This is a genomic window from Micromonospora sp. SL1-18, from assembly GCF_047921505.1.
Lineage (GTDB): Bacteria > Actinomycetota > Actinomycetes > Mycobacteriales > Micromonosporaceae > Micromonospora.
Genome location: NZ_JBLROA010000277.1, coordinates 1 through 247 on the forward strand (window position 1 = coordinate 1; position 247 = coordinate 247).

General features: G+C 68.8%; 1 pseudogene. It reads right to left on the minus strand.

The features are described from left to right. Positions 1-247 (minus strand): annotated as a pseudogene (locus ACNAW0_RS30935) (IS607 family element RNA-guided endonuclease TnpB); the annotation flags it as partial.

Sequence of the window (247 nt, forward strand, 5' to 3'; positions counted from 1 at the left end):
CCGATACGCCGTTGCATCTTGCGGGTGGACTCGTGGGTACGGATCGCCCCGAGCCGTGGCAGCGTCACGTGCCGCCGGTCCGGCTCCACCCGGATGGCGCCGGTAGTGAACCGGCACGCCAGCCGCGCATTGTGCTTCGACTTCCGCCGGGGCATCCCCACGCGTTTACCGCTGCGCTGGCCGCGCTTGGACTTTGTGTAGTTGTCGAATGCTGCCGCCGCGTTCGCCAGGCCCGTGCTGTACGCCT